Here is an 18,405-nt window from a genome sequence, read left to right as displayed (position 1 = left end):
CTACACTTCTGCCACCCCAAAGGCGCGTTCGGGGGCTTTGCCTTCGGCAATCAGAAAACCGTTGGGCGTCAGGTGTGTAAACTCTTTAAAGTCGCGTACCAAATGTTGATAGTCGTAATAGCCCAATTCGAGCGCAATCGTGAGCCAATCTTTGTGAGGTTGGGCATTTTTGAATTTGACGGCTTTTTCAAAACGCGTAATTCGGTCGAAGGTTTTGGGGCTCACGCCGACTCGTTCGGTAAACACGCGGTGAAACTGGCGCACACTCAAGCAGGCGTCGTCGGCCAATGAATCCATGACGGGGGCTCTGTTTTGGTATAAAAGTACTTGTGCGACTTTATCAATTCCGAGCAGCGGGCGTTTCGATTTTTTGATACACTCTTCCAGAAAACGCTCCGCCAGCATAATCGCGCCAAAAGGGTCGTCTAAATTGGAAATCGCTTCGTGAACCGAACGAATGTTGCTTCCCCAAATCGCTTCTGCGTCAATAAACGTGTTGGTCAATTCGGAAGAAGGAAGTCCCGTGAGTCGAAATAAAGCGGTTGGTTGTAACACAATCTGCAACGCCCAAAAATCGCGTCCAATGTATCGGTTTGTCAGCAGTGTATGTTGGCCGTTGAGGGTACATTTGGGGTGTTTTTGGAGCGGTACATCGTTGGAATAACCTACGTTTTGTAAATCTCTTAAATAAAAAACCAAGCACTGTTCGGGGCGGGGTACGTAGGCTTTGAAAGGCAATACCTCATTTGTCCCAAACTTAAATCGGATGATTTGATGTTTGCGGACGTATTCTTGCAAATGCAAACTGGGTAAAACGTCTTTCAGAATAACCATTTTAGTTGAGGCTTAAAGGTGGTCCTACATTTTTCATGCCGTGCGCCATGGTGATTTGTTGAAACTCCTCTTCAGTGGGCGGTGCTTTCAATTCATTCATTTTTAAGAAAAATTCTTCCATTTTTCCCGCTGGTTGCACCATATAAATCAACTTGCCCTTGTCGCTAAGTTGAATCCAAGTGTGCGGTATTTTTCGGGGCAAAAATATCGTATCTCCCTGATTTAAAATCTCTTCTTTTTCGCCCACCCGAAACCGATAGCTTCCTTCTACCACGGTAAAGATTTCGTCTTGGTCGTTGTGTACGTGCAGTACGGGACCTTCTTTCACATGGCCAATATACTCAAAAACAGCCAATTGTCCATTGGTATCTTTTCCCGAAATTTTAACATCGTTGGGGTTGATACCTTTGTAGGGTGTATGAATCCCAAAACGGGCTTCGCCATTTTTGACGAGGAAAGGTTTAGGATTACTTTGGGCAAACGATTTGGGGGCAAAACTGCCAGCCGTAGCTACGACCGTCGCAGAAAGAAAGAATCTCCGTTGCATACGAATGAAGTAAATTTTGTGCGTGAATGATGACACAAAAGTGGAAAGACGGAGGGGAAAGCTGGTGGTAAAAATCGGACGTTTTGGGGCAAGGAGAGTAATTTTTAGGGTTTGTTTTCTTTTTTGAGCATTCGCCTTAAACCTTAATCATGTCGCAAAAATCCACCTTACAGCACCTTGTCCAAATTCCCGTTATCGTTGCCGCACTGGGATATTTAGTAGATATGTACGACCTCTTTTTGTTCAGTGTCGTGCGCGTCAATAGCCTCAAAGCTTTGGGCGTTTCGGCCGAGCAGCTTCTTCCAGAAGGGGTTTTCTTACTCAATACGCAGTTGGCAGGTTTGCTGGTTGGTGGTGTGTTTTGGGGTATATTGGGCGATAAAAAAGGCCGTCTTTCCATTCTTTTTGGTTCAATTTTAATGTACTCGCTGGCCAATATTGCCAATGGCTTTGTCCAAACCGTAGAGCAATACGCCTTCCTGCGTTTCATTGCGGGCATTGGCCTTGCGGGAGAGCTAGGCGCAGGAATAACGCTTGTGTCAGAAGTATTGCCCAAAGAAATCAGGGGCTACGGCACCACCGTTGTTGCGACAATGGGGCTGGTAGGCGCCATCATGGCCAATTTTGTGGCTGATTGGTTCGACTGGCGGGTGTCGTATTTTGTCGGTGGAGGGATGGGGCTAGTGCTGTTGGTTTTACGCTTAAACGTGTTTGAATCGGGCCTGTTTGAAAAAGTAAAATCCCAGAAAGTCCAAAAAGGCAATATTTTGATGTTGTTCAATAACCGACGCCGTTTTACGAAATACCTACTGTCGATTCTGATTGGAATTCCCCTGTGGTTTGTGACGGGTGTCTTGATGACTTTCTCGCCCGAATTTGGCAAAGCCGTCGGACTAACCGAACCGATTGTAGCGGGCAAATGCGTCATGTTTGCCTTTTCGGGGCAAATTGTTGGGGATATCGTCAGTGGATTGGTGAGTCAGTACCTCAAAAGCCGCAAAAAGGTCATGGGGCTATTCATCCTGCTTTCGTTCGTATTTATGCTTACGTATCTGCTATTCCCCGTCAAAAGTGTCGATTCGTTTTACGTAATTTGTGTGTTATTGGGCTTTTGTAACGGTTACTGGACGATTTTTATCACGATTGCAGCCGAGCTTTTTGGCACAAATCTCCGCGCGACGGTCGCTACCTCCGTGCCTAACGTGGTACGTGGAACCGCCATCATTCTTACCTCGGCCTTTGTCGCTCTAAAACCCAGTTTAGGCATCATCAACAGCGCCGTAGTGATTGGAACAGTCACGGTAATCATCGCATTGGCATCGCTGTATTTCTTGGAAGAAACTTTCACCAAAGACCTCAATTACGAAGAATGAGTTGAACTCCTATCGAGGGATTGTATATTTTATTACCTTACCGTTAAATGCGACAAAATTTTCGGTAAGGTTTTTTCGTTTTTAGTAAGACTTACCCCCTTTGAGATTAGATTTTGCTTAGAAACGCAGCGTAATCAACGAAATTTGCGTAAACAAGATAACAACATAATACGTTGAAATTAGGCACAAGATTTGAGGAAGAGGAGAAAGAGACTAAACCAATGAGAAAGCAACCCTACATATTTCTTGTTATTATCGGCTTATGGGCGTTGGGAATGGCGTTGCCTACCCAAGTACACGCTCAGTTTGACGTAAAAGGTAAACTGTGTATTCCAGATGTTGAGTGTAAGAGTGATTCTGTGACGTTCTCGGACACACTCAAAACTTCTACGGCTTGGCTTTGGGATTTTGGCGACCCAGGCAGCGGTACCCAAAATACCTCTACCAAAGTCAGTGTCAAGCACTTGTATCAAACGCCTGGGCCTTATACCGTGACGTTGACGCGGACGGTAAATGGGGTGCCGCAGACAGTAACAAAAACCATTAACATCGGAGTGCCTCCGCCACAATTTCCAGGATGGCGGCGCGATACGATGATTTGTAAGGAAGACTTGGGGAAATTAATCCTGAATCCTTATCCCTCCAATGCGCCTTCGGGAGCGAAGTACCTGTGGTTTCCCAACGGAGATTCTACCCAAACCATGCGCGTGGACAGCTCGGGCTGTTATTCGGTAGAAGTAACCAACGCCGAAGGCTGTACCTACGAAGACCGCATTAACGTGAAGGTTTGTATGGAACCAAGCAGTCAAGAAGGCGCAAAGTGGTATTTTGGAAACAATGCAGGTTTGGATTTTTCGGGCGGTAGCCCAACCCCCCTCACCAATGGTCAGCTGAATACGCCAGAAGGGACGTCGTCAATTGCCAATTCGAAAGGGCAACTCTTGTTTTATACCGATGGAATAAGCATTTATGACAAAGGGGGGGCATTGATGCCTTCCAAAGATGGAACGACTACGCCATTGGGGGGAAGTCCGAACTCTACGCAATCGGCTTTGATTGTGCCCAAACCTACCTGCCGAGGATGTGAATACTTATACTACGTGTTTACAACTTCTGACATTAATGGCAAAAAACAACTCAGTTATAGCCTCGTCGATATGCGCCGTAACGGAGGAAAAGGAGAAATTGTAGAAAAAAATCAAGTACTAACCGACAATACAACCGAACGTATTACGTCGGTTCGGAACGACCAAGATTCGACCTACTGGGTAGTAACCCACGATTATAATAGCAACGCTTTCAAGGTATATCACGTAACCAAAGCGGGTATTGAAGGGCCTACGGCTTATCCGTTGGGAACGCTCCAAAATACACCTAGCCAAGCAGAGGGATACATGAAGTTTTCGGCCCAAGATAGTACGGGTTCGAGAAAATTGGCGATGGTCGTACCTGGGCCACCCAAAAACTTGGTACAGATTTATACTTTTAGCGATTCGTCGGGGAGGCTTTCAGCGCCTTTAACCATTGACATAGGCCCTGCGCCGCCCAAGGCATACGGGGTCGAGTTTTCGCCCGACGGTACCAAAATGTACGTCACCCTGCAAAAAGACGACAGTGATACCACCCTGTCGCGTCTTTATCAGTACGACATTAGTTTGGGTGACTCTGCCCGCATTGCCGATTCCAAAATCCTCATCGACAGCTCGGCGACGCAAGTGTATGGCGCTTTGCAAGTAGGCTCAGATGGGCGTATTTACATGGCTATCAAAGGCAGTGAGTATTTAGGGGTCATTAACTATCCCGACGAAGACTCCCAAGATGAAGTAGTTTTTGTTGAAAGGGGGATTAATTTGGGAGGAAAAACCAGCCAAATAGGCTTGCCCAACTTTGTTTTCAACTTTACCCAAGAGTCCTCTGGGCCAGGTTTTACGTATTCGGATACCTGCTCCAACCAAGCCACCAATTTCCAAGCGTCCCCTCTCTGCGATCCGATCAAAGATTCATACACGTGGAATTTTGGGGATGGCTCTGCGCCAATCGTTGGCCAAAACCAACAAGTACAGCATACCTACCGAAACCCAGGTACTTACACCGTGAGTTTACGTTTGGTCAACCGCTGTAAAGATACTACCATTACCCAACGACTCACGATTGTAGCTACCCCTGACCCGATTAACTTGAGGTCGCCTATTGATACCTGCGTCAATCGACTGGTGCTGGATGCGGGCGTGCAGGCCGAGCAATATATATGGCTGAGGAATGGCGCGGTGATTGGTCGAACAAAAACGATTACGTTGCAACCCAATGGGGGTTCTGGAACGTATCGGGTGATTGCTGCCAATGGAATAGAAGGCCAGTGTCGGGTACAAGGAGTTACGCAAATAACCATGCGAAGACCGCCTGCGTATGTATTGCGTGATACCAGTTTGTGTGTTGGAGGCGGAACCGTCGTATTAGATGGAAAACCTTCTCTTACAAATTGGAATAAATTTCAGTGGAGCACAGGTGAAACGTCACAGACCATCACGGTCAGCAGACCAGGGCCATATTCAGTTCAAGTGACTATCAATGCGGGCACTCCTCAAGCCTGTGTAAATGAAGATACCATTCAAGTTCGAGCCTTACCCAAGGCACGAATGCAAGCGACGCTTACTCCACCCACGGGCTGTACCACGCGCGACGGTAGGATTGTGATTGGGAGTATTACGCCTGCGGGAAATTATGCGTTTAGCTGGTTTGGCCAACCCAATGACACCCCGCTAACGGGCACAGGAAGTAGCTTGGCGAATTTAGGAGAAGGAACGTACAAGGTTCGACTGACGGGTAACCCAACGGTTTGTGCCACCGATTCGTCGTTTACCTTGCGGGTGGTCAAAAACCTACGACTGCAACCGACGGTGATCGATGCACGTTGTACCATTCCCAATGCAGGGGCTATCAACCTTTCTACCCTTGCAGGGACTCCTACGCGCTATGTTTGGACCAATGCCACGGGCGGAACCGTGGGCACAAATGCGCCGATAATCAGCAACTTGCTACCAGGAAAATACAACGTGCTGGTAACCGATGCGGGTGGGTGCGATACGACCCTGCGCGACATAACGGTGGGTGTCATCCCAGAAAAATTCTTGAGCCTCGGCCCCGACCGTGAAAAGTGCGTTGGAGATACGGCTTTGTTGGTGCCAACCCTTCCCAATATTGCAGGAAATCAATACCAATGGAGTACGGGAGAAACGACCAACCGAATCACGGTGAGTCGAGCAGGAACGTATTCATTGACAGTGACCAACTCCGTGACGGGTTGTACCGATACCGACAATTTTGTGTATTCGTTGGCGCCGCGCCCCGTCTATGATTTAAACCGCGATATAGGTTTGTGTGATTTGGACGTGGGTGCTACAGCGACGTTAATTATTCGTCCTACTACGCCCAATTTACGCTATCGTTGGTTTCCGCCTCTTGACGCAACAACGATGCGGGTCACCGTCAATCAGGTTGGAACGTACCGAGTAAGCATTACTAGCCCAGCGAGTTGTGAAGTGACCGACTCAGTGCAAGTGGTGGTGCGGTGTGAGCCTCGATTGTTTATCCCTGACGCGTTTTCTCCAAACGGAGATGGCCAAAATGACCTGTTGGATGTGTATGGCGACCACTTGAGCGATTTTGAATTGAAGATTTTTAACCGTTGGGGCGAAGTCATTTTTTATACCAACGATATGAACGAGAAGTGGGATGGAAAATACCGAGGTACGTTTTATCCTCCGATGACCTATCCTTACGTAGTCTCATTTAAGTCTAAATTTTTCCCCGACCGCCCTCGTATTTCTCAACGAGGGGCGGTGACGCTACTTCGATAGCCAAAAATTATCGTGGGAAAGCCTCTAACACACGCTTGACAATCCCATCAAGCGACGAGTTTTCAATCCAGCGAACGACCATCACGAGTTCATGGTCGGGGTCAACATAAACGATATTAGCCCCGTTACCAACGTGGTAATAAACGTTCGCTGGAGCACTCGGAAGCGGTTTGCGGTCGGTATTCAAAAACCAGTTCATATACCCATAGGTCGGTTGAGCTGTTGTAGGGGTTGTGGCTTGTTTCACCCACTGCTCTGATAGCAATTGTTTACCGTTCCAGTGTCCACGATGGAGGGTTAATAATCCGAAGCGTGCCATGTCGTAGGCATTGATAAACATTCCTCCTCCCCAATGCCCGCCGCCACTTACCGACTGCGCAGGCTGCCCGTCGAGTACAATCCACGCATTGCGATAGCCCGTCCAGCGCCACGTAGTTGACGCCCCAATTTCATCCATGATTCGTTCTTTTAGTACTTGAGGTAGAGGCTTTCGCCAAACGCTCGTGGCAGCCAATGCCAGTGCATTTACACGGACATCGTTGTACTCATATACTGCCCCAGGCGCATTTCGAGGACGCGTCAGCCACTTCGACGCATCGGCATCGGGGCGGTCGGCCCAGTCAGGTTTTCCCCAAAGTGTCCCTTCCCAATCTGAGGTTTGGCGCAACATGTGGTCCCACGTAATGCGGCGATTGTGGGGTGTATCAAATAAATTTAGAAGTTCCGATTTGCCAAACTCTTCGGCTGGGCGCTGCACGGGTTGTCCGTACAATTCGATGGGTGGAACATAGCCCGCTACTGTGTCGTTCACGCTACGAATCAGACCTTTATCCACCGCCAGTCCCACCACTGTGGATAAAAAGCTCTTGGTGACACTGTGCGTAATATCGCAGCGGTTGGGTTCGCCCCACTGCGCCACAATATACCCTTTGTAAACAATGAGACCTGTTTGGTCGCCACGGTCGTTGAAGGGGCCAATGGCAAATCCGTAAGGTTCTTTTCCAAAAGTCTGGTAGTGTGACTGCTCCATGCTTCGCGGGTTTTTAGACTCCGATGCTTTCGCAAAAGCAATTGCTTCGGCCAATTTGCTAGGATTTAAACCCAGCTCGGCGGGTGTTTTTTGTGCCCACGTGTGAGCAGGAGGAAAGTAAGAGGTTGGGGTAGTATTTTTTTGACCAAAAGAAGAAATAGCCAATGTCCAAAAAATCAAACCAGTAGCAACAATACGCATAAACAGTGAGTTAAAATGTAAATTTAAAAGTAGGAAATTTTCAAAAAGCAGAAGTACATTTGTTACAACTGTTTTTTAACATTTCTGTCTATTCACTGGCAGTGTCGTAATCGTATGGAACGTTTTCTCCCGCTTTTTCCTTTGGCCTTGGTAGCTTATCCTACCGAGAATCTCAATCTGCACATTTTTGAGCCTCGTTACCGTCAGCTTATTACGGAATGTATAGAGGAAAAGAAAACATTTGGGATTCCTACGTTCATTGGCAACAAACTCCCAGGTTACGGAACCGAAATGGAAGTTGTACGCCTAGCCAAACTTCACGAAGATGGTCGGATGGACATCAAGACGCGAGGAATACGGGTTTTTAGAATACTTACGTTACAAAATCCAGTGGCAGGAAAACTGTATTCGGGAGGAGAGGTTGATTTTTTTGAAGAGCCTGAGTCACTACAAGGCGCGATTCCTGAATTGCTTTTTCAACTCGACCGCCTTTATACCCTACTTCAAACGAAGGTAGATTTTAACCCTGATGTAATGCCTTTTTCGTACCAAATTGCGCATAAAATTGGTTTATCGCAGGAAGAAGAATATCACTTGCTGACGATTCGTTCGGAACCAGAACGCCAACAATATATTTTACGGCATTTGAATAAAGTACTTCCCGTAATGTCAGAAATGGAGCGCACCAAAGAACGCATCCGTATGAATGGTCACTTTAAGAACCTCGATCCGTTGAATTTTTAACGGTTTTCTTCTGGTTATGAGCAACCAGAAGCACCTGTGCAGCTTATTTGGCCTGATTTCTAAGCTTTTGCACAGTTTCAACAGATACATCAGCTAACGACGCAATTTTAGCATCATCAAAGTCTGTTTCAGCCAGCAGGGTATTTACAAAATGCAGCTTTTGAGTTTCTATGCCTTTTCCTACCCCCTTTTTCTCCCCTTTGGCTAACCCTCGCTTTTCTCCCAAGCGACGTTCGCGCTCCAACACAAATTCAACAATCCCCATCGTTTCTTTCGGTTTGTTTAACAATAACTCTATCGCTTCGTCAAATTTAACATCATTTTCCCGTTTTCCAAAACGTACGTACAGCTTCAAAAATCCCATCAACGCCTCTATCTTCCCCCGACTAAAACCCTTACTAACCAACCGTTTGAGCAATTCTACTTTTTGTTGTAAAAGCTCCTCTTCTGTTACTTTCCCCTTCTGCAAAGCGACCAATACCGTCAATACAATCATCGCAAAAGGATTCGTACTCAACCCTAACGCCTCAGCATCTTGTTCAAAAACTTTGTACACATTGAACTTGTAATCAATACTCGTTCCCAAATAAACTTGAGAAAACTTCGCAGGCTTAAATCGTCGATTTCGGTCTGTCAAAATCGCAAAAGCGGTAATTGGCCTTTGATATCGATCATAAATGCGGTAAAAATATTGAAACATACGGTGTGAAAACGCTTTGTCAGTACTCCCTTGCACCTCTATGTGAACCAAAATCCATTGTTCTTCACCTACTTTCGTGAACACTTTTACCAGTTTATCAACATATCTAGGAGAAAAATCATCACGTTCAACCAACAAAATCTGCTCCAATTCTTTGTCCAAAAACTCAAATGGCCGCGAAAAATCGAATAATTCTTCCGCATTGGGAATGAAAAATCGCAAAAAATCGTCGAAAATATCCTCCAAAATTGCCTTCCATAAACTGTCGTCTCGTTTCATTTTACCCAAAATTTTTCCTTCTCAAAAGACGAAGCTGGTATTGCAAAGTCACTTCCTGCTCCCAATCCGCCCTTGCGGCTGAACTGGCGGTTTTCTTCTGGTTGTGAGCAACCAGAAGCACTTGTCAGAAGTACTATGATCCTTTACTCTCGCATTCGGAAGAGATTTTCTAGGGGGCGTTTCCCTGAAATAATATCGGCTGCAAGTTCGCCCAAGGCGGGGCCGTGCTTATAACCGTGTCCAGAACCTCCTCCCAAAAACCAGCAGTTTTCGGCCTCAGGATGCGTATCCAGAATGAAGTTGCCATCGGGGGAGTTTTCGTAAGGACACACGCGGTTTTCGACCAAGGGAGCATTTTTTAGCGCGGGAAAACGGTGTGCCATAAAAGCCCGTGCTTTGGTCAATACCTCCGCATTTGCTACACGTTCTCCGTCGGTGGGGTCAAAAATCTCCCCTCGTTTGTCAACCCCAACTTTAAAGCCTCGGTACGCATTCCCTGGAATTCCGTAATAAAAATCGTCCCCATCGAGGTCAATCCAAGCGGGCATTTGGTCAAAATACGCTGTATGCGACGCAGGTACTCCCAAGTAATAGGCTTCTTGTTTGGTGCACGTAATGATTGCTCCAAGTACATCAGGAAACAGTCGCCCTAGCCAAGAACCACAGGCAAATACGTACGCATCAGCCGACAGCCGCGTGCCGTTGGACAAAGACAAAGTTGTCACCTTACCGTTTTCAATCGAATTGGGTTGAACCAACGCATTGACATATTCTCCCCCCTCTGCCACAAATGCTTCGAGTACCGTTTGGCAACTTTCACGGGCTTTTAGATAACCGCCATGAGGGTCGAGAACGAGGTGGTGTAGGTCATTGGTAGCAATATGAGGATAGCGTTGTGCCGCTTCGGTTTTGGATAGATATTGGTATTCTAAACCGTGTTTTTTCATAAATGGCAGCGTCGCTTCAATCATTTCAGGGGCTTCATCGTAACAAAACCAAAGTACACCTGAGTTGAAAAACATTTTTTTGTCCCACTTTTGTTGGTGTTCGCGCCACAACTCAATGGCCCGTACGTTGAGGTCGAAATAGGTTTCGTTGGCACCATAAGTGGAGCGAATGACCCGCGTTTCGTCGCCCGAGCTTGCCCGCGAGTTACCTGGCCCCCAAGCGTCAACCAACGTTACCCGAAATCCTAAACGGCGTAACCACAAGGCCGTCCATCCTCCAAAAACGCCTGCTCCCACCACCGCAACGTGGGCATGAGCATCAAGTAATGCCCCTTGGCGTGGAGTCTGAAAGATTTGGTTATTTCGGGGAGCAAAGGTAGGTTGAGCAGGCATAGGTTTAAGATTTAGGACTTTACTGTATCTTCGCACCAACTTATGAGAATTTTACTAATTCACCAATATTTTTTGGAAGACAACGACGGCGGAGGTTCGCGTTGGAACGAAATGAGTCGGTTTTGGCAAGAATCGGGACATCAAGTCACTGTGCTTGCGGGCATGGTGCATTACATGGGGCATCGTCCTGCCAAATACAATGGGAAATATTTTGACCGCAGTACCAACCAAGACGGCGTGGACGTCATTCGTTGCCACGTTTCGGAGTCGTATAACAAAAGCTTTGTCGGGCGGCTGTGGGCGTATTTTTCGTTTACATTTTCGAGCATTTGGGGTGGCCTTCGCTATGCCCGTGGCAATTATGATGTCATTGTGGTGACGTCGCCACCTCTTTTTGTAGGAATCACGGCCTACGTCCTGTCACTGTTCAAACGGACTCCTTTTGTTTTTGAAATCCGCGACTTGTGGCCCGAATCCGCCATCGACACGGGTGTTTTGACCAACGGCATACTTATCAAATTTGCCTATTGGTTTGAGAAATTGATGTACCGCAAAGCTCGCCTTATCAATGTACTCACTCCCGCTTTTCGCGATAAATTGATTACCAGTAAAGGAGTTTCTCCGTCAAAAATCATCTTTATTCCCAACGCCGCTGACTTTTCATTGTCGGAAGAATTGCTCCAAACGTTCGATGTTGCCGCTTTTCGCCGTGAACAGCAGTTGGAGCAGCACTTTGTGGTAACTTACGTAGGTGCGCACGGGGTTGCCAATCACTTAGTTCAGGTGCTTGATACGGCCGAATTGCTGCGTGATACCAACGTTTTGTTTTTGCTGATTGGGGATGGAATGCTCAAGGCTGAACTAAAAGCTGATGCCCAGCAACGCGGCTTGACGAATGTCCGTTTTATTGATTCTGTTCCCAAGCGGGATGTTTTTAAATACATCCTAGCGTCGGATGCAGGGGCATCCGTACTAAAAAAAGTAGATACGTTTAAAACGATTTATTCCAACAAAACCTTTGACTATATGTCTTGCCAAAAACCTATTTTAATGGCCATTGACGGTGTTTCGAGGCAATTGTTGGAAGACGCCAATGCAGGTTTGTACGTTGAACCCGAAAATCCAGCCGATTTTGCCGCCAAAATTCGTGTATATTTACATAATCCATCGTTGGCAAAACAGCACGGACAAAACGGCTACCGCTACGCCCAGGCCCATTTTGACCGCGAAGTTTTAGCCAACAAGTACCTAGCAGCATTGCAACAAGTAAAGTGAATATTATGGAACCGCAATTGCCCTCTGAAAATCAAATTTTTATACCAATAATTTCTGATTATGGCTTTAAAGCTACTTTTGGGAATGAGGCAAATACGATATTTTTACGTAAAGCTCTACAGGCACTTATCAAATCATCTGTTGCCATAAAAGAAGTTAAGTTCGATAAAAATGTATTTGAAGCATTGACGATTGATAGCCGTAGTGGCATTTTTGATTTGTCCTGCACCGATGAAAATGGCAATCAATTTGTTGTTGAAATGCAGTTAGGTTATGCACCTTACTTTGTTCAAAGAATGAAGTTTTACGCATTGCATAAATTTAACGTCATGGTAGAAAAGGGAGAGTTTGATTATGAAGGCTTGCCAAAACTGTATGCCATCGCATTTCTTGAAAAAAATATTCTAAATACTTCTCCATTTCATACGGTTGCTAATCTGAGGGGTGAAAACGGTGAAATTATTGATAACCAAATGACGTTTATTACAGTAGAATTATCTAAATTTAATAAAGAAGTAGCTGATATTCAAACAGATTTAGAGAAGCTGGTTTATACTATGAAGACATTACATAAAACTACTGACATAAGCCAATATCCGCCTTTTTGGAATGAAGATTGGCTTAAACGAGCTATAGATGAGCTGGATACTAGAAAAATGACCCCTGATGAGAGGGCCTATTTTGCTCGAATAACTGCGGCAAATGCAGAAGCCGTAAAAGCAGAAAAGAAGAAAATTGAAGAAGCTAGATTAGCAGATAAAACTGAAGCAGTCAAAAAGGCACTTCGTCGCGGTAAGCTTACAAATGAAGAGATTGCAGAAGATCATAGTGTCCACCTTGAGTTTGTATTATCTATCCAAAAACAGCTTGCAATTAATGAATAAAGAAAAAGCTTTATTCATTAATTTTATTTGAATTCTCCACTCACAAGAACTTCATGACTAACGAAACCAATCCACGTTTAGACTTTTTTCGTTCTCAAATCGGCCAACAAATGACCAAAAGCCCATCGGGGCTTGGGCGCTGGCTTAACGGTAAACTTGTTGATATTCAATCCAATGCAATGGTCGTCGAGTTTGTCGTACGCGAAGACATGACCAACCCCATGATGACCCTCCACGGCGGGGCGGCGGCTTCTATTATGGACGATATTGTGGGCATGTTGGTGTTTACACTAGGCCGCGAATACGCCTATACTTCTGTCAACCTCAACTGTGATTTTCTCAACGCCGCTCGCGTCGGCGACGTACTCACCGCTAGAGCGGAAGTAATTCGCGCGGGTAAAAATGTGATTCACTGCGAAGCGCGTATTATCAATGCCGACCAAAAGATAATCGCAAAGTGTAGCACCAACCTGATTCAAACCTCGATGAAGTTGGCGTTTTAGGCAAACTCATGATGTAGCGTTGCGTATGGAATTTTTGGTGATTTTGTTGTACCTCCTCCCCACCTGTGTGCTGTTTTTGTACAGTTGCGCACAGCTGAGTTTGGTTTGGAGTTATTGGCACCGTCAAGCACCGATAGAGGGGCTGAGTCTGCTAACTAGCTTGCCAAAAGTTTGTGTACAACTTCCTATTTACAACGAACGCTACGTCATTGAACGACTCATTGATGCTGTTTGCGCTTTTGAGTATCCCCAAGAATTGCTTGAAATTCAAGTATTGGATGATTCCACGGACGAGACCGTTGCGCTTATCGCCCAAAAAGTAGCGTATTATCAATCAGTAGGGTTCGTCATTTCGCACATTCGTCGCCCTCAGCGTGAAGGCTTCAAAGCAGGGGCGTTGGCGTACGGGCTGACCCTTACTAACGCTGAATTTATTGCGATTTTTGACGCTGATTTCATTCCTGCGCCCGATTTTTTACAAAAAACACTGCCTCATTTTTCTTCGCCTTCGGTAGGAGTAGTACAAACCCGTTGGGGACACCTCAACGAATCGTACTCGTTACTTACGCAACTTCAGGCTTTTGGGTTAGACGGGCATTTTGTGGTCGAACAGGGCGGCCGCAACGCCGACGGGCATTTTATCAATTTTAACGGAACGGCAGGCGTTTGGCGAGCGAGCTGTATCACCGACGCAGGTGGTTGGTCGTCGGATACCCTCACCGAAGACCTCGACTTGAGCTACCGCGCCCAACTTCGGGGTTGGCAGTTTGTGTATCTCGAAAAGGTAGAAAGCCCTGCCGAGTTGCCTGCAACCATGCCCGCATTTAAGTCGCAGCAATACCGTTGGATGAAAGGTGCTGCCGAATGTGCTCGCAAAAATTTGTGGAAAGTATTTAAAAATGAGGCGCTTAGGTTTTCTACAAAAACCCACGCGGCGTTTCATTTACTCAACAGCGGCGTGTTTATTGCGGTGTTTGTAATGGCGCTACTGAGTATTCCTGCCTTACTTATCACGCACGAGTCGCCGCGTTTTAATTCGGTACTGGGGATTTTTCAGTTTTTTCAACTGAGTGTTGTTATTCTTCTTGGATTTTATGGCACAACGCACTACGGCCGAAAATCGCTTTTTGAACTAGCGTGGCAATTGCCCTTGTTTTTGTCCGTTATCATGGGGCTTTCGCTGCATAATTCGATTGCGGTAATTGAAGGATATTTTGGAAAAAAAACGCCTTTTGTCCGTACTCCTAAATGGGGAATTGTACAACATCAAGGAAATTGGCAGCAAAAAAAATACCTCGTTCGGAGCCTCAACCCGCTTACTTGGCTGGAGCTAGGTTTGGTTTTATACTTTGGTTTTGGCCTTGCCCTGGGTTTATATTGGCAGACTTACTCGTTGGTTGGGCTGCACAGCATGTTGGTGTTGGGGTACGGGTTTGTGGGTTATTATTCCGTCAAACACTCGTTATCTTAACTTTTTGGCTCAAAAGGGCAACAAAAAACCCCGCCGTCGCGGGGTTAAATCTTTTGCAAAAGATGGTCGTGTATGACTACAACGCACCTACTTCTTTCAAAACTGCTTCAATACCTTTTTTATTGATAGTACGAAGAGCTGAAGTAGCCAATTTAATTTCTACCCACTCATTCAAAGAAGGAATAAAAAACTTCTTTGTTTGCAAGTTTGGATAAAACTTACGCTTGGTTTTATTGTTAGCGTGCGATACGTTATTACCAACTCGTGTTCTTTTGCCCGTAATTTCACAAACTCTGGCCATGACAATTGTTGTTTTCAGAATGAGGGTGCAAAAGTCGTAATTTTTCAAAAAAATAACAAGTGTTTTCTAAAAAAAGACTAGCCAAATAGGTCGCCCGTCCTAAATTTAGGGACAATTCCTAGGTGTCGATAGGCTTTTTCGGTGGCTTCTCGTCCCCGTGAGGTACGTTTTATAAATCCTTCTTGAATCAAAAAAGGCTCATAAACTTCTTCAATCGTCTCGGCTTCGTCGCCGCAAGCGGTTGCAATGGTCGTAATTCCCACGGGTCCACCTTTAAACTTATCAATAATGGTACTCAAAATACGAATATCCATTTCGTCGAGGCCATGCTGGTCCACATCAAGGGCTTTGAGGGCAATCTCAGCTATCTCAACCGTGATGCGTCCTTGGCCTTTTACTTGGGCAAAGTCGCGGGTACGGCGTAATAAATTATTGGCAATACGCGGCGTGCCACGGCTACGGCGGGCAATCTCAAAGGCGCCATCGTCTTCAATCGGAGTGCCCAAAATGGCAGAAGACCTTTTTACAATGGATGATAACAATTGGGCATCGTAATACTCTAGGCGGCAATTGATTCCAAAACGAGCTCGTAAAGGTGACGTAAGCAAGCCCGCGCGGGTAGTAGCACCAATAAGTGTAAAGGGATTCAAGCTGATTTGAATACTCCGCGCATTCGGCCCAGAATCTAGCATGATGTCGATTTTATAGTCTTCCATGGCCGAATACAAGTACTCCTCCACAATTGGGTTGAGGCGGTGAATTTCGTCGATAAACAGCACATCGTTCGGTTGGAGGTTGGTCAGCAACCCCGCCAAATCGCTTGGTTTGTCCAATACAGGCCCCGACGATGTTTTCATGGTAGAGCCTAATTCGTTGGCAATGATGTTAGAAAGGGTTGTTTTTCCCAAACCTGGAGGCCCGTGAAGAAGCACGTGGTCGAGTGGTTCGCCCCGTTGTTTGGCTGCCGTTACAAAGATCCGAATGTTTTCAAGAATCTTGTCTTGCCCCGCAAAATCACTGAATGACAACGGCCGTAATGCCTTGTCAATTTCTTTTTCGATGGGCGAAAGCGGCTCTTTATTTCCTGATAGATAATCTTGACGCATACATCAAAGATACGTTAAAATGGTGAATAGCCGAAGTCTTTGTGGACAAAGCGGTGTTTTACTACAAAAAACTAATCTCCTGCAAAGAACAGTCCTTTGATATAACTTTCCCACGGTTCGTTTTTGTTGAGACGTAGCCATCCGATAAGCCCAAAATCGGTACGAACCAGAAAATGTTCTTCTAGTTCAAAATCAGGGCGGCCAAATTCGGCCATTACTACTTCGACTTTGTAGCCTTTGGGAAGGGTTGCTACTACCTCTTTGGAGGTTTTGTCTTTGTACAACGTAAGCTCTTTCAACGCCACTGATTGTAACCCCACGTAGTAAAAAGGTTGGGTGATTTCGGCGATGGTGTCGTTTTTGATTTGAAACTTCCGACGTTTATCAAACAAATTATTGGTATGTCCACTGACGTAAAAAGTGGTGCTATTGGTCAGGAATAGCTGCAATCCATTGACCGTTCCGAGGGTTTTGCCCGATTTGGTCGCAATCATAAAATTGGGGTCTTCGCTGGGTCCGTGTGAAAACAACACATACAACGAATCGCTGATTTGCGGATGTTTAAAAATCGCTAACCGTTCATAAACAGGTGCATCGGGGTCGGGGCAATACCAAGGGCTATTTTTGGGAAACTGCGTACATTTTTTGCGACTGAGCTTGATGGTAGCTTTGTCGTAGCCCAATACCACAGGGTTCATACCGCCATCGACGCGAATTTTGGTCAGTTGCGGAAAATAGTTGGGTGTTTGTCCGCAGGCGATGTGCGTCACTAGACTGCAAATCGTCAGGGTGAAAAATAGTTTTTTCATAAAGGTTGATTATAAAGAAACACCAAATCGTTTGCCAAGTTCTTCCAGAGATTGTACGACGGGGTCGAGCAAATCGAGTCCGTTTTCGAGGCGGTCGGCTTCGATGGCGCGTTCGGGGTCGCCAGGAATCAAGACTTGTTTGCCCTCAACGGCCTCGGCCGAGCGAAAACGACGAATCCACGTGTCCATGTGGGCTTTAAATTCGTCGGCAGGGCGGAAACCGTCTATCCGCATTGCGCCAAAAAAGTGCCCAGTTCCTTTTCCTACGCCCTCGTTGGCACTCATAAAGCCTGCCGTAGCAAAAGGTGGTACCCAAGGCCCGTAATTAGCCCCCGATAATACGCCCGAAAAAATATCTACAATCGCCCCTAATCCGTAGCCCTTGTGGCTACCGTGCTCGCGGTCAGAGCCAAGTGGAAGCAATGCCCCGCCGTTTTTGATGGGGTTGGAGTCGGTCGTGATGTTACCTGCCGAATCTTGCGCCCAGCCAAGGGGAGCTGGCAGGTTTTTGCGTTGCAAAATTTCAAACTTACCGTAAGCCGCCGCCGTACTGGCAAAATCAGCGACAAAGGCAGGCTCTTCATGGGCAGGAACGGCCACGGCAATGGGGTTGGTACCGAGCATTTTTTCCAACGAAAACGTGGGGGCAACCAACGGGGCGGCGTTGGTCATGGCCATGCCTATCATGTCGTGGGGGAGGGCAAGCATGGCGTGATAGCCCGCAATGCCAAAGTGGTTGGAGTTTTGCACCGAAATCCAGCCCGAACCGACGTTTTTGGCTTTTTCAATGACAATTTCCATGGTTTTTGGCCCAACAACCAGCCCGACCCCAGCGTCACCATCGACGACGGCGGTGCTGGGGGTTTGATGTACAATTTTAATGGTTGGGGTAGGGTTGAGCCGTCCGTGGTCAAACAGCCGTACGTAACCTGCCAAACGAGCGATGCCGTGCGAGTCAACCCCGCGTAAGTCGGCGGCAATGAGGACAGTGGCGGCTAGGGTGGCATCTTCTTCCGAAAAACCGATGCTTTGGAATATATTTTTGGTAAAAGTTCGTAGTTGTTCAGCAGAAAACATAGTGAAAAGTATCTTGAAATTGTTTGGGCGCAAATGTCGCAAGAAATGCACGAAAGTAAAATAGTCTGCTTCTT

General features: G+C 46.4%; 16 protein-coding genes. 7 read left to right on the top strand and 9 right to left on the bottom strand.

Annotation, left to right across the window (positions count from 1 at the left end; genetic code table 11):
* Together AC23N5_RS05155 and AC23N5_RS05150 are read right to left on the bottom strand one after the other, a co-directional pair.
* The gene (locus AC23N5_RS05155) at positions 1–834 is read right to left on the bottom strand and encodes a helix-turn-helix domain-containing protein (RefSeq protein ID WP_487754729.1); all 834 of its coding nucleotides are present in this window, start codon (positions 832–834) and stop codon (positions 1–3) included.
* A gap of 1 nt (position 835) precedes the next feature.
* Complete coding sequence (locus tag AC23N5_RS05150) at positions 836–1,381, bottom strand: cupin domain-containing protein (RefSeq protein WP_487754728.1); 546 nt, start codon at positions 1,379–1,381, stop codon at positions 836–838.
* Between the two features lie 149 nt (positions 1,382–1,530).
* Here AC23N5_RS05150 and AC23N5_RS05145 point away from each other — a divergent pair, with 149 nt between their 5' ends.
* Positions 1,531–2,754, top strand: a complete 1,224-nt coding sequence (locus AC23N5_RS05145) for an MFS transporter (protein WP_487754727.1) — start codon at positions 1,531–1,533, stop codon at positions 2,752–2,754.
* Between the two features lie 221 nt (positions 2,755–2,975).
* Positions 2,976–6,611, top strand: a complete 3,636-nt coding sequence (locus AC23N5_RS05140; RefSeq protein ID WP_487754726.1) for a PKD domain-containing protein — start codon at positions 2,976–2,978, stop codon at positions 6,609–6,611.
* A 7-nt stretch (positions 6,612–6,618) separates the two neighbouring features.
* Here the strand turns inward: AC23N5_RS05140 and AC23N5_RS05135 are convergent, their stop codons facing one another.
* A complete protein-coding gene (locus AC23N5_RS05135; RefSeq protein ID WP_487754725.1) occupies positions 6,619–7,842 on the bottom strand; it encodes a serine hydrolase domain-containing protein in 1,224 nt (407 codons plus the stop codon).
* Between the two features lie 114 nt (positions 7,843–7,956).
* Here AC23N5_RS05135 and AC23N5_RS05130 point away from each other — a divergent pair, with 114 nt between their 5' ends.
* A complete protein-coding gene (locus AC23N5_RS05130) occupies positions 7,957–8,586 on the top strand; it encodes an LON peptidase substrate-binding domain-containing protein (RefSeq protein WP_487754724.1) in 630 nt (209 codons plus the stop codon).
* Positions 8,587–8,629: 43 nt separating this feature from the next.
* On the opposite strand, the gene AC23N5_RS05125 is transcribed toward AC23N5_RS05130, so the two are convergent.
* Positions 8,630–9,565 carry an Rpn family recombination-promoting nuclease/putative transposase gene (locus AC23N5_RS05125; protein ID WP_487754723.1) on the bottom strand — a complete coding sequence of 312 codons (936 nt, stop codon included), beginning with the start codon at positions 9,563–9,565 and terminating at the stop codon, positions 8,630–8,632.
* Positions 9,566–9,708: 143 nt separating this feature from the next.
* Positions 9,709–10,905, bottom strand: coding sequence for an NAD(P)/FAD-dependent oxidoreductase (locus AC23N5_RS05120; RefSeq protein ID WP_487754722.1), 1,197 nt, complete (start codon positions 10,903–10,905; stop codon positions 9,709–9,711).
* Positions 10,906–10,947: 42 nt separating this feature from the next.
* On the opposite strand from AC23N5_RS05120, the gene AC23N5_RS05115 reads away from it, so the two are divergent.
* From AC23N5_RS05115 to AC23N5_RS05100, 4 genes are read left to right on the top strand one after another with little or no spacing between them, the layout of a single operon-like run.
* Positions 10,948–12,180, top strand: a complete 1,233-nt coding sequence (locus AC23N5_RS05115) for a glycosyltransferase family 4 protein (protein ID WP_487754721.1) — start codon at positions 10,948–10,950, stop codon at positions 12,178–12,180.
* Between the two features lie 5 nt (positions 12,181–12,185).
* On the top strand, positions 12,186–13,064 hold the full coding sequence (locus AC23N5_RS05110; RefSeq protein WP_487754720.1) for an Rpn family recombination-promoting nuclease/putative transposase: 879 nt from the start codon (positions 12,186–12,188) through the stop codon (positions 13,062–13,064).
* A gap of 53 nt (positions 13,065–13,117) precedes the next feature.
* The gene (locus tag AC23N5_RS05105) at positions 13,118–13,567 is read left to right on the top strand and encodes a PaaI family thioesterase (RefSeq protein WP_487754719.1); all 450 of its coding nucleotides are present in this window, start codon (positions 13,118–13,120) and stop codon (positions 13,565–13,567) included.
* A gap of 25 nt (positions 13,568–13,592) precedes the next feature.
* Positions 13,593–15,038, top strand: a complete 1,446-nt coding sequence (locus tag AC23N5_RS05100) for a cellulose synthase family protein (RefSeq protein ID WP_487755020.1) — start codon at positions 13,593–13,595, stop codon at positions 15,036–15,038.
* Between the two features lie 76 nt (positions 15,039–15,114).
* Here the strand turns inward: AC23N5_RS05100 and rpmB are convergent, their stop codons facing one another.
* The 4 genes from rpmB to AC23N5_RS05080 form a co-directional block, all read right to left on the bottom strand.
* A complete protein-coding gene (gene rpmB, locus AC23N5_RS05095) occupies positions 15,115–15,339 on the bottom strand; it encodes a 50S ribosomal protein L28 (RefSeq protein WP_028525126.1) in 225 nt (74 codons plus the stop codon).
* Between the two features lie 77 nt (positions 15,340–15,416).
* Positions 15,417–16,445 carry a Holliday junction branch migration DNA helicase RuvB gene (gene ruvB, locus AC23N5_RS05090; protein WP_183975368.1) on the bottom strand — a complete coding sequence of 343 codons (1,029 nt, stop codon included), beginning with the start codon at positions 16,443–16,445 and terminating at the stop codon, positions 15,417–15,419.
* A 71-nt stretch (positions 16,446–16,516) separates the two neighbouring features.
* Positions 16,517–17,254, bottom strand: coding sequence for a hypothetical protein (locus AC23N5_RS05085; RefSeq protein ID WP_487754718.1), 738 nt, complete (start codon positions 17,252–17,254; stop codon positions 16,517–16,519).
* Positions 17,255–17,263: 9 nt separating this feature from the next.
* A complete protein-coding gene (locus AC23N5_RS05080) occupies positions 17,264–18,331 on the bottom strand; it encodes an Ldh family oxidoreductase (protein ID WP_183975364.1) in 1,068 nt (355 codons plus the stop codon).
* Between the last annotated feature and the right edge of the window lie 74 nt (positions 18,332–18,405).

This window comes from Runella sp. R5_40 (assembly GCF_057652295.1).
The sequence above is the reverse complement of the archived record's forward strand: the minus strand, read 5'-3'. Positions and strand labels throughout refer to the sequence as shown.

Coding starts and splice junctions, on each gene's coding strand:
- AC23N5_RS05155 (WP_487754729.1), bottom strand. CDS start 834: ATGGTTATTCTGAAAGACGTTTTACCCAGTTTGCATTTGCAAGAATAC.
- AC23N5_RS05150 (WP_487754728.1), bottom strand. CDS start 1,381: ATGCAACGGAGATTCTTTCTTTCTGCGACGGTCGTAGCTACGGCTGGC.
- AC23N5_RS05145 (WP_487754727.1), top strand. CDS start 1,531: ATGTCGCAAAAATCCACCTTACAGCACCTTGTCCAAATTCCCGTTATC.
- AC23N5_RS05140 (WP_487754726.1), top strand. CDS start 2,976: ATGAGAAAGCAACCCTACATATTTCTTGTTATTATCGGCTTATGGGCG.
- AC23N5_RS05135 (WP_487754725.1), bottom strand. CDS start 7,842: ATGCGTATTGTTGCTACTGGTTTGATTTTTTGGACATTGGCTATTTCT.
- AC23N5_RS05130 (WP_487754724.1), top strand. CDS start 7,957: ATGGAACGTTTTCTCCCGCTTTTTCCTTTGGCCTTGGTAGCTTATCCT.
- AC23N5_RS05125 (WP_487754723.1), bottom strand. CDS start 9,565: ATGAAACGAGACGACAGTTTATGGAAGGCAATTTTGGAGGATATTTTC.
- AC23N5_RS05120 (WP_487754722.1), bottom strand. CDS start 10,905: ATGCCTGCTCAACCTACCTTTGCTCCCCGAAATAACCAAATCTTTCAG.
- AC23N5_RS05115 (WP_487754721.1), top strand. CDS start 10,948: ATGAGAATTTTACTAATTCACCAATATTTTTTGGAAGACAACGACGGC.
- AC23N5_RS05110 (WP_487754720.1), top strand. CDS start 12,186: ATGGAACCGCAATTGCCCTCTGAAAATCAAATTTTTATACCAATAATT.
- AC23N5_RS05105 (WP_487754719.1), top strand. CDS start 13,118: ATGACTAACGAAACCAATCCACGTTTAGACTTTTTTCGTTCTCAAATC.
- AC23N5_RS05100 (WP_487755020.1), top strand. CDS start 13,593: ATGGAATTTTTGGTGATTTTGTTGTACCTCCTCCCCACCTGTGTGCTG.
- rpmB (WP_028525126.1), bottom strand. CDS start 15,339: ATGGCCAGAGTTTGTGAAATTACGGGCAAAAGAACACGAGTTGGTAAT.
- ruvB (WP_183975368.1), bottom strand. CDS start 16,445: ATGCGTCAAGATTATCTATCAGGAAATAAAGAGCCGCTTTCGCCCATC.
- AC23N5_RS05085 (WP_487754718.1), bottom strand. CDS start 17,254: ATGAAAAAACTATTTTTCACCCTGACGATTTGCAGTCTAGTGACGCAC.
- AC23N5_RS05080 (WP_183975364.1), bottom strand. CDS start 18,331: ATGTTTTCTGCTGAACAACTACGAACTTTTACCAAAAATATATTCCAA.